The sequence below is a fragment of the Aeromonas finlandensis genome (genome assembly GCF_000764645.1).
GTDB lineage: Bacteria > Pseudomonadota > Gammaproteobacteria > Enterobacterales > Aeromonadaceae > Aeromonas > Aeromonas finlandensis.
The window spans coordinates 42,198-53,967 of the sequence record NZ_JRGK01000051.1; the positions used below are offsets into that span (position 1 = coordinate 42,198).

An 11,770-nucleotide genomic window follows, 5' to 3' on the forward strand; every position below is an offset into this window, starting at 1 on the left:
AACATAACGAAATAGGGAAATATAAAAAATGCTAAGTCCAAAGCCTACCATGCTGGCCCTCGCGGTCGGTCTGTGCTGCGCCTCGTCCGCTTATGCTGCGGCGCCCGGCAAGCCGACCATCGGATGGGGCCCCACCAAGTTTTCCATCGTCGAAGTCGATCAGGCGGCCACTGCCTACAACAATCTGGTCAAGGTGAAGGATGCCGCCGATGTGGAGGTGAACTGGAACCTCTGGAGCGGTGATCTGGGCCAGAGTGCCAAGGTGCTGCTCAATGGTCAGGAGGTGTGGTCCGGTCCCTCCGCCGCTGCGGGCAGCGCCAAATTCAAGGTGAAGAAAGGGGGGCGCTATCAGATGCAGGTGGCGCTGTGCAACGCCGATGGCTGCACCCTCTCTGATGCCAAGGAGATCGTGGTCGCCGATACCGATGGTAGCCATCTGGCACCGCTCAAGGCGCCGCTGCAGGAGAACAACAAGCCCTACGCCAACAAGTCCGGCAAGGTGGTCGGTACTTACTACGTGGAGTGGGGGGTCTATGGCCGCAAGTTTACGGTTGACAAGATCCCGGCCCAGAACCTGACCCATATCCTCTATGGTTTCACCCCCATCTGCGGCGGGGATGGCCTCAACGACAGCCTCAAGGAGATCGAAGGGAGCTTCCAGGCGCTGCAACGGGCGTGCGCCGGCCGGGCCGACTTCAAGGTGGCGATGCACGATCCCTGGGCCGCCATCCAGATGCCGCAAGGCAACCTCACTGCTCATGACGAGCCCTACAAGGGCAACTTTGGCGCCCTGATGGCGCTCAAGCAGGCCTATCCGAATCTCAAGATCCTCCCCTCGGTCGGCGGCTGGACCCTCTCCGACCCCTTCTACTTCCTCGGTGATAAAACCAAGCGCGATGTGTTCGTCGGCTCGGTGAAAGAGTTCCTGCAGACCTGGAAGTTCTTCGATGGCGTGGATATTGACTGGGAGTATCCGGGGGGTCAGGGCGCCAACCCGAAACTGGGCAGCCCGAGTGATGGTGCCACTTATGTGGCCCTGATGAAGGAGCTGCGGGCCATGCTCGACGAGCTGGAGGCCGAGACCGGTCGCCAGTATGAGCTCACCTCGGCCATCGGGGCGGGGGGGGACAAGATCCAGGATGTAGACTACAAGGCGGCCCAGCCCTACATGGACCACATCTTCATGATGACCTACGACTACAACGGCGCATGGAGCAACACCGAGCTGGGCCACCAGACCAACCTCTATGCGGCGAGCTGGGATCCCGATACCAAGTACACCACCGACAAGGCGGTGAATCAGCTGCTGGCGCAGGGGGTTGAACCGGGCAAGCTGGTGGTCGGGGCCGCCATGTATGGCCGTGGCTGGACCGGGGTGAGCGGTTATCAGGGCAATAACCCCTTCACTGGCAAGGCGACCGGCAAGGTGAAAGGCACCTGGGAGGATGGCGTGGTCGATTACCGCGACATCGTCAACAACCGGATGGGGGCTGGCTGGGAGCAGAGCTATGACGAGGCGGCCGAGGCCCCCTATCTGTTCAAGGCGGCGACCGGCGATCTTATCACCTATGACAACGAGCGTTCGGTCAAGGCCAAGGGGCAGTATGTGCTGGCCAACAAGCTCGGTGGCCTCTTCTCCTGGGAGATCGACGCTGACAACGGCGACATCCTCAACGCCATGCACGAAGGGCTGGGCCACGGCAGTGGCATCACGCCGCCAGTCAACAAGCCGCCATTGGCCAATGCGGGCAGTGACCTCAAGGTCACCGGCCCGACCGAGGTGACGCTGGATGGCTCGGCCTCCCACGATCCGGAGAACAGCGCTCTCAGCTACAGCTGGAAGCAGATCTCCGGGCCGCAGGCTGGCCTGCTCGATGCCACTCAGGCCAAGGCCCGTGTAGTGCTGGACGCCGTGTCCGCCGACATCAATCTGGTGTTCGAGCTGGCCGTGACTGATGACCACAACCTCACCGCCCGCGATCAGGTGGTGGTGACCAACAAGGCGCCGCAGGCCAACCTGGCGCCGGTGGTGAGTGTACCTGCCACGGCCTCTGTGGAGGCGGGCAAGCAGGTGACCATCAAGGCGACCGCCTCTGATCCGAACGGTGATCCGTTGACCTATCAGTGGAGCGTGCCGGCAGGCATCACCGCAACGGGCCAGAACAGCGCCACTCTGGTAGTCACCGGCCCGAGCGTCACCAGCGACACTGGCTATGACTTGAGCATCACCGTCTCTGACGGCGGGCTGGATGCCAGCGCGGCAACCCGTCTGACGGTCAAACCGGCCAGCAGCGGCGGTGGTTGCACAGCGACCGATCCGGATGCGGCCAACTGGCCTGCCTGGCAGGCGAGCAAGGTCTACAACGGTGGCGACAAGGTGAGCCATAACCAGCTGGTGTGGCAGGCCAAGTACTGGACCCAGGGCAACGAGCCGAGCCGCACCGCGGATCAGTGGCTGCTGGTGAGCAAGGTGCAACTGGGTTGGGATGCCAATGTGGCCTACAACGGTGGCGAGCTCACCACCCACAACGGCCGTCAGTGGAAGGCCAAGTGGTGGACTCAGGGCAACGAGCCGGGCAAGCACGATGTCTGGCTGGATGTCGGGGCGGCAAGCTGTAAATAACGCTTGAGTGGACGCGGGGCATGCCACTCATGCCCCGCTGTTGTCGGTTTTGCAGCTAGCTGGTAAGCCTCTTTCAAGCAAGGTGAGCCAAGCGGCAACGGCTGGTGTTGCTGCGTCGGAGGTTGGCCTGCAGGGCTTTCACTCGGGATGGCGAGTCAGACGAACAATTTTGTCGTATCCGGATGGTTAGTCGAGAAGGGGCCCATATTGCGTTTATGACAAGGGTTCGGGGAGAAAATGACTATCAATTCATTTTCATGGCCGTACTCCACAATGTGCCTTGTTTTGTTAATTATTGATTTTTATCGATTTATTTTATTTCTTGCCGTCGGTCATCGCCATGATGTCAGTTGTTGTAAACAAGCCATCTTCTGTATGTGTATGTTTTTAATCCGTTTTTCAACAAAAGTAAAACGAGAGTGGCGATTCTTGGACGGGCGGCCGGCAATGGTCGGATTTGTTTAGTGATCTGAATTACCCTACAGTTAATCGGTGATTATTTATCACCAAGAATAAAGTTGTGAAAGGGCAAACCGATTGAAAAGTCGGGACGCAAAGCTTCCGGTCTAAGGGTCAAGACGACCTAGGATAGCGGGGCCACCACAGTGGTATGCAGGCTGCCTTTGCCAAGGGGTGGCCGTTTTTGTGTTACCTGTCGTGTTGCGTAGCCCTTTCGTTTTTCCATAACGAAAAGGAAAGCAATATGCTAAGTCCAAAACCCGCACTGCTGGCCATGATGGTCGGTACCCTGCTCGCCACCTCCGCCGCTTATGCGGCTGCTCCGGGCAAACCCGCCATCGGTTGGGGCCCCACCAAGTTTGCCATCGTCGAAGTCAGCCAGTCCGCGACCGCTTATAACGAGCTGGTCAAGGTGAAGGATGGTGCCGATGTGACCGTCACCTGGAATCTCTGGAACGGCGATATAGGCCAGAGTGCCAAGGTGCTGCTGGATGGCAAGGAAGTCTGGTCCGGTCCCTCTTCCGCCGCTGGTACCGCCACCTTCAAGGTGCACAAGGGGGGCCGCTATCAGATGCAGGTCGCGCTGTGCAACGGCGATGGCTGCACCCTGTCTGATGCCAAAGAGATCGTGGTTGCCGATACCGATGGCAGCCACCTCGCACCGCTCAAGCCAGCCCTGCAGGAGCACAACAAGCCTTACGTCAACAAATCCGGCAAGGTGGTCGGCACCTACTATGTGGAGTGGGGGGTCTACGATCGCAACTTCACCGTGGACAAGCTGCCGGCCCAGAACTTGACCCATATCCTCTATGGCTTCACCCCGATCTGTGGCGGTGATGGCCTCAACGACAGCCTCAAAGAGATTTCTGGCAGCTTCCAGGCGTTGCAACGTGCCTGCGCCGGGCGCAAGGATTTCCAGGTCGCCATTCACGATCCCTGGGCGGCGCTGCAAAAAGGGCAGGGGTCACTGGTCGCCTGGGATGAGCCCTACAAGGGCAACTTCGGCAACCTGATGGCCCTCAAACAGGCCTATCCGGACCTGAAGATCCTCCCCTCCGTCGGTGGCTGGACCCTCTCCGATCCCTTCTTCTTCATGCATGACAAAGCCAAGCGTGACGTGTTCGTCGCCTCGGTCAAAGAGTTCCTGCAGACCTGGAAGTTCTTCGACGGTGTCGATATCGACTATGAGTTCCCGGGCGGGGACGGCGCCAACCCCAATCTGGGAGACAAGAGCAAAGATGGTGAAACCTATGTGCTGATCATGAAGGATCTGCGCGCCATGCTCGACGAGCTGGAGGCCGAGACCGGTCGTACCTATCAGCTCACCTCCGCCATCGGTGCCGGTTACGACAAGATTGAGGATGTGGATTACAAGGCTGCCCAGCAGTACATGGACCACCTCTTCGTGATGAGTTACGACTACAACGGTGGCTGGAGCAATACCCAGCTGGGTCATCAGGCCAACCTCTATCAGGCCACCAACGGCTCGGCCAACAAGCGCTACAACACCGATGCGGCGGTGCAGCAGCTGCTGGCGCAGGGGGTCGACTCCGAGAAGCTGGTGATCGGTGCCGCCGCCTACGGTCGTGGCTGGAAAGGGGTGAGCGGTTATCAGGGCAACGACCCCTTCACCGGCACCGCCACCGGCAAGATCAAGGGCACCTGGGAAGATGGGGTGCTGGATTATCGCCACATCGTCAACAGCCATATGGGCGCTGGCTGGGAGTACAACTACGACGAGACTGCCGAAGCGGCCACCCTGTTCAAGCCCTCCACCGGCGAGCTGATCACCTATGACGACGAGCGCTCGGTCAAGGCGAAAGGCCAATATGTGCTGGCCAACAAGCTGGGCGGTCTCTTCTCCTGGGAGATCGATGCCGACAACGGCGACATCCTCAACGCCATGCACGAAGGTCTCGGCCACGGTGAAGGGGTCACTCCGCCAGCCAACAAGCCGCCGGTCGCCAATGCGGGCAGCGATGTTGCGGTGACCGGCCCGGCTACCCTGCTGCTGGATGGCTCAGCCTCCCACGATCCGGAAAAAGGCTCCCTGACCTACAGCTGGAAGCAGCTCTCCGGTCCGCAAGCTGTGCTGGGTGATACCACGCAGGCCAAGGTGCGAGTCGATCTGAATGCCGTCAGTGCCGATACCGCGCTGGTATTCGAGCTGACGGTAACCGATGACCATCAATTGAGTGCCAAGGATCAGGTGGTGGTGACCAACAAGGCGCCGCAACCCAACTTGCCTCCGGTGGTGACTTTGCCTGCCAGCGTCAAGGTAGAGGAGGGCAAGCAGGTGAGCATCACCGCCAAGGCATCCGACCCCAATGGCGATGAGCTGATCTACCAGTGGCAAGTGCCTGCCGGTATCACTGCGACCGGTCAGAACAGCGCCATTCTGGTGATCACTGGCCCGGCGGTGGATGTCGAAACCGGTTATGACCTCTCTGTGACCGTCTCCGATGGCGCGCTCGACGCCAACGCGGCAACTCGTCTCACCGTCACGCCAATCAACGAAGGCGGTGAAGGGGGCTCTTGCAACACCACCGACCCGGAAGCGGCCAACGTCCCGGCATGGCAGGCCAACAAGGTCTACAACGGCGGTGACAAGGTGAGCCACAACCAGCTGGTATGGCGTGCCAAGTACTGGACTCAGGGCAATGAACCGAGCCGCAGTGCCGATCAGTGGGCGCTGGTGAGTCAGGTTGATCTGGGTTGGAACGCGGCCGTTGCCTACAACGGCGGGGATCTCACCAACCACAACGGCCGTCAGTGGCAGGCCAAGTGGTGGACTCGGGGCAATGAGCCGGGCAAGCACGATGTCTGGCTGGATATCGGGGCAGCAAGCTGTAACTGAGGCCTCCTCACCGATGACGGGGCATGGCGACATGCCCCTCATTCCCGGTAGCAATATGAACGAGAACCCGACAATGACTACACATGTGACCCGAATCGCTGCCCTCATCATGGCAACCCTGGCGGTAGGCCCCCTGTCTGCCGCCACCTCGCCCCTGATATTCAATGACACGACACCGCAAAGCGATCTGGCGGGCAGTTTGGCCGCCAGCGTGCAGTTTGCCCAGAGCCAGATCCTGCCGTCCCATCCCAAGGAGGGGGATCGCCAACCTATCCTGACCAGCCTGCGCAAGAGCCTGCTGCTGGTGCAACCGCTCCAGGCCGACGGGGTGACCCCCATGACGGTGGAGGCTCGTGACGGCAGCGGCAAGCTGCTTGGCACCCTGACCTTGTCGCCGCCATCAGCGCTGCCCGAGACGGTCTACCACCTCGCGGGGGTTCCCGAAGGCGGAGTAAGTTTCATCCCGGAGAGCGGCACCACTGCCGTCATCAGCAGCAGTGCTGATTTGGCCAAACTGAACGACAAGAGCGGCGCCTTCCTCAAGGAGCGGCTGACTGGTCGAGCGCTGGTGGAGATCCAGACCGCTGACGGCCGCTGGGTTCGGGATATCTACCTGCCCGTGAGCCCGGAGCTGGAGGGCCAGATGGTGCGGATCCGCTCCAGCGCCGGTTATAACTCGACGGCCTTCTATGGCGAGCGACAGGTGACCGTCTCCCGTGGCCAGACCCTGCAGTTCAAGTTTGCCAAGGGGCAGTGGTTCCGCGAGGGGGCGCTGGAGAACAACCGCATCACCTATGCAGCGGATACCTGGAGCGGCGAGCTGCCTGCCGAGTGGATCCAGCCCGGACTGAACCTCTCCGTTCGTCAGGGCAATCTCAGTGGTGAATTGCGTGATATCAAAGTCGGCGCCCCCGGCGAGCTGTTGCTGCACACCATCGACATCGGCATGCTCACCACGCCACGGGATCGCTTTGCCTTTGCCAATGACAAGGAGGCCCATCGCGAATACTTCCAGACCATTCCTGCCAGTCGGTTGATTGTCAGTCAGTATGCGCCGCTCTCCCTGCCTGAGGTGATGCTGCCCAACGGCACCCTGCTGACCGATTTTGACCCGAGCGAAGGGGGCTGGCATGGCGGCACCATGCGTCAGCGCATCGGCAAGGAGCTTATCTCCCACGGCATCGACAATGCCAACTACGGCATCAACAGCAGTGCCGGTGAAGGGGAGGGAAGCCATCCCTTTGTGGCGGCACAGCTGACGGCGCACAACAGTCGCGGCAAGTATGCCAATGGGGTTCAGGTGCACGGTGGGTCAGGTGGCGGTGGCATCGTCACGCTGGATGATTCGCTGGGCAACGAGTTCAGCCACGAAGTGGGCCACAACTTCGGCCTTGGCCACTATGTGGATGGTTTCCGTGGCTCGGTTCATCGCCGTGCCGATCAGCTCAACTCCAGCTGGGGCTGGGACAGTGACAAACACCGTTTCATCCCCAACTTCTCGCCGACCCGCACCAATGAGGATGCCTGTCTGGATGGCCAGTGCCAGCCTCCGTTCGATGGCCGCAAGTTTGGCTACGATGCGATGGCGGGCGGCAGCCCCCTCTCTGGCGCCAACCGTTTCACCCTCTATACCCCCAATTCGGCCGCCATCATCCAGCGCTTCCTGGAGAGCAAGGCGGTGTTCGATGCCAACTCGGCCACCGGCTTTAGCAAGTGGAACAGTGCGACGGCCAGGATGGAGCCCTATCAGCACACAATCGAGGGGATCGAGAAGGTCGATGCACCCATGGATGCCCTGAGCGAGGCCGGACTGAGTGCCCTGCTGGCGGATTACGGCTTGGTCAGGGTTGCCATGTGGGATGGACGCTGGACTCGTGATATCCGGGTGCCGGTTGCCTCTGCGGACAACCGGGGGCGCAGTCTGACCATCGATCACGGGGCCGGTTACAACAGTCGCCTCTTTATCAACGGCAAGGAGATTGTGGTGAACCGGGGCTTCAAGAAGAGCTTCACCTCGGATGGCCAGAGCTGGGTGGAGGTCTCCCCCATCGATACCAAGGTTGCACGCAAGCCCGAGCAATTCGGAGTGCCGGTGACCACCCTGGTGGGCTATTACGACCCGCAGGGGAGCTTGCCCAGTTACATCTATCCGGCGCTGCACGGCGCCTACGGCTTCACCTACCCGGATGACAGCAACACCCTGTCCGGCAGTGACTGCCAGTTGCAGGTGGAGACCCGCGATGGTCTGCAGCGCTTCAGGCTGGCCAATCACAGAGCGGCTAGCAGCGTCATGAACAAGTTCCACATCAACCTGCCCACCGCCAGCGAGCCCGGCCGCGCCACCATCCAGTGCCGTGGCCAGAGCCTGGTGCAGCAGAGCTTGTTGCCACCACAGCAGTCACTCTCCTTTACCGTCAACGGGCGGCCGTTAGAGCAGGGCGTGGTTGAGAACCAGCCTCCGGTGGTGACCGTACCGGCACAGCTCGGCGGCATCGGCGGTGAGTGGCTGACCGTCACCGCCGAGGCGAGGGATCCCGAGGGCGATGCGCTGAGCTACCGCTGGCACTTTCCAGCGGGCTGGCAGGCGGAAGGCGAGACCAGCGCCAACCTGCGTCTGCTACCGCCGGCAGTCACTACCAGCGAGCAGCATGAGCTGAGTGTGAGCGTCTCGGACGGGGTACATCAGAGCGAAGGGCGCATCGTGCTGACGCTGGCGCCCGTGGTCGACGGCTCTTGCAACACCACCGACCCGGAAGCGGCCAACGTTCCCGCATGGCAGGCCAGCAAGGTCTACAACGGCGGCGACAAGGTGAGCCACAACCAGCTGGTATGGCGTGCCAAGTACTGGACTCAGGGTAATGAGCCGAGCCGCGCCGCCGATCAGTGGGCGCTGGTGAGTCAGGTTGATCTGGGGTGGAGTCCCGCTGTTGCCTACAACGGCGGGGATCTCACCAACCACAACGGCCGTCAGTGGAAGGCCAAGTGGTGGACTCAAGGCAATGAGCCGGGCAAGCACGATGTCTGGCTGGATGTCGGGGCGGCAAGCTGCCCCTAGATTGAGTCCATGATGAAGATGGTGGAGCCTGTTCAGGCGGGCTCCGCTTTTTTGCTACAAAACCATAGAGAGCAACAATAATGAAAAAAAATCGCATCACCCTTCTGCTTGCCGGCTTGATGCTGAGCGGCCACCTGTGGGCGGCCGAGGCATACGACATCAACAAATCCTATCCGGGCGGCAGCCAGGTCAATTACAACGGCCAGGTTTTCGAGGCCAAGTGGTGGGTCAATCCGGGGCAGACGCCCGGCATGGCGGCCGCCAACGAGTGGGATACCCCGTGGAAGCTGATCGGCGAAGGGGAAGTGACCCCGCCGGACACCGGCGGCGATGACAAGCCAAACCCGCCGACGCCCACCCCGCCGGATGGCAGTACTACCCCTGTTTACATGAGCCAGGCCGAGCTGGATGCCAAAGAGCAGGCGCTGACCGACTTCCCGGCGATGGCAGCGGTCAAGGCCTCCATTGCCACCCGTGACAATCTGGTGGTCGAGGCGGTGCAACCGGGCCGAGTCGACAATCCGGACAACGTTAAACGGGTCGAAGGGTTGCTGAGCGAGAGCCAGTTCAACTACTTGTTCCCGCTGCGCGCCCCCGAGTACACCTATCGCGGTCTGCTGCAGGCAGCGGCCAAGTTCCCGGCCCTGTGCAGCGACTACAGCGATGGCCGCGATGCCGACGCCATCTGCCGCAAGACGCTGGCGACCATGTTTGCCCACTTCGCTCAGGAGACCGGCGGCCACGAGAGTTGGCGGCCAGAGGCCGAGTGGCGTCAGGCGCTGGTCTATGTGCGCGAGATGGGCTGGACCGAAGCGATGCGCGGCGGCTACAACGCCGAGTGTCGTCCCGATGTGTGGCAGGGTCAGCAGTGGCCATGCGGCACCTTCGACAATGGCGAGTTCAAGAGCTACTTCGGCCGCGGCGCCAAGCAGCTCTCTTATAACTACAACTACGGCCCCTTCTCCGAGGCGATGTTCGGCACGGTGCGCACCCTGCTCGACAAGCCGGAGCTGGTGGCCGACAGCTGGCTCAACCTCGCCAGCGCGGTGTTCTTCTACACCTACCCGCAGCCGCCCAAGCCCTCCATGCTCCATGTCATCGACGGCACCTGGCAGCCGAACGACCATGACAAGCAGAATGGTCTGATCCCCGGTTTCGGGGTCACTACCCAGATCATCAACGGTGGGGTGGAGTGTGGCGGCAGCGCCGAGCATGCCCAGTCCCAGAACCGCATCAACTACTACCGCGAGTTTGCCAACTACCTCGGCGTGCGGGTACCCGCTGACGAAGTGCTCGGTTGCAAAGGGATGAAGTACTTTGACGAGAAAGGCGCCGGTGCCCTGCCCATCTACTGGGAGCAGGACTGGAGCTATGTGGCTGGCAATCCCAATGGCGGCAAGAGCTATGAGTGCAAGCTGGTGGGTTACCAGACCCGCTTCAGCGCCTTCAAGGAGGGGGATTACAGCCGCTGTGTCCAGCACTTCTATCCCGAGGTGGTGATCGAGGATAACGGCGGCGGTACCAACCTGCCGCCAGTGGCCACGATCACCGGCCCGGCGCAGGCAGAAGGCGGCAGCAAAGTGACCCTCTCGGCCCAGCACTCCAGCGATCCGGAAGGCAAGCCGCTGGCGTATGGCTGGACTATTCCGGCAGGTGCCTCTGCCCCGGCACTGGATCAGGTCACGCTGGAGCTGACCCTGCCCAAGCCGGCCAGAGATACCAAGCTGGATATCAAGCTGACGGTGACCGATGAAGGGAACCTGAGCCGCAGCACCAGCCACGTGCTGCTGGTGAAAGGGGAAGAGGGGGGCGTGACACCGCCGGATGGCGACTACCCGGCCTACAAGGCGGGTACTCCCTACAAAGCGGGCGAGCGGGTCAGCAATGGCGGTGCCAGCTACGAGTGCAAACCGCATCCCTACACCGGCTGGTGTGCCGGTGCTGCCTGGGCCTATGAGCCCGGCAAGGGGACCGCATGGAGCGATGCCTGGATCAAGCTGTGACCCGGCTATAAGCCGATGCAATAAAAGATGGGGCCTGCGGGCCCCATTCTTGTTTGGTGGAGTTCAGGTTTGGCCGAGGTATCGCTCTGGCCGGGACAGGACAGCACCTGATGGCGCTGCGATAGGATGTGTGTGATGTAATTTTATTACTATAATTGGTGAAATACTTTCACGGCTCACTTGCCGTAGCGGAAGTAGTATTCACGGGTGGACGGTGCATAGGCATCTTTCTCTACAATGCCGCTCTTGGTGGTTGCGCCCTTGAGGCGGAACAGGACTGCCAGATTCTCAAACATGGTTTACCTCATCGCTCTGTCATTTATGGTTATGGTGTGTGACCTGGGTCACGGTTTTATCCTATGGTCATCTGTGAGCCAGATCAACTTTTTGTGTTGTAAATTTACGAAAATCATGGAAAGGGTTTTCAAATGCAATGCTCTTTATGGAAAGGCTTTCCCGAGGTGACGGGGAAGACGCTGATGATCAGCCAGCAAAGAGGCCCGTGAGCGGGAGCATTACATAGGGAAGGGGCTTGCTTCACGGCCTCTCATTTATCGGGGCTTGAATATCGGAGCCTGGGCCGATTTGTGACATAAAACAGAGAGATAGCATGCTCCTTGCTGGTAAAAACAGCGAACTGCTGCAATTTTGACTAAACGAATCAATCGCGGTTATTTTAGGGTTGACAGCAAAGCGGGTGATGCCTATCATGCGCCTCCGTTGCCGGAGATAACTTCGTCAGCGCCGAGGTGAGTTGGGGTTATAGCTCAGCT

4 protein-coding genes and 1 riboswitch are annotated in these 11,770 nt (G+C 60.6%); all 4 genes read left to right on the forward strand.

Going from position 1 to position 11,770, the window contains the following annotated elements:
- Positions 1-28: 28 nt before the first annotated feature.
- The 4 genes from LD28_RS0106805 to LD28_RS0106820 all read left to right on the forward strand — a co-directional run bounded on the left by LD28_RS0106805 (position 29) and on the right by LD28_RS0106820 (position 10,997).
- Positions 29-2,623, forward strand: a complete 2,595-nt coding sequence (locus LD28_RS0106805) for a glycosyl hydrolase family 18 protein (protein WP_033136233.1) — start codon at positions 29-31, stop codon at positions 2,621-2,623.
- Between the two features lie 517 nt (positions 2,624-3,140).
- Positions 3,141-3,228: riboswitch (cyclic di-GMP riboswitch) on the forward strand.
- A 98-nt stretch (positions 3,229-3,326) separates the two neighbouring features.
- Complete coding sequence (locus LD28_RS0106810) at positions 3,327-5,939, forward strand: glycosyl hydrolase family 18 protein (RefSeq protein ID WP_033136234.1); 2,613 nt, start codon at positions 3,327-3,329, stop codon at positions 5,937-5,939.
- A gap of 73 nt (positions 5,940-6,012) precedes the next feature.
- Positions 6,013-8,994, forward strand: coding sequence for a M66 family metalloprotease (locus LD28_RS0106815; protein ID WP_241462266.1), 2,982 nt, complete (start codon positions 6,013-6,015; stop codon positions 8,992-8,994).
- 80 nt (positions 8,995-9,074) lie between these two features.
- The gene (locus LD28_RS0106820; RefSeq protein WP_033136235.1) at positions 9,075-10,997 is read left to right on the forward strand and encodes a glycoside hydrolase family 19 protein; all 1,923 of its coding nucleotides are present in this window, start codon (positions 9,075-9,077) and stop codon (positions 10,995-10,997) included.
- The last annotated feature ends 773 nt before the right edge of the window (positions 10,998-11,770 follow it).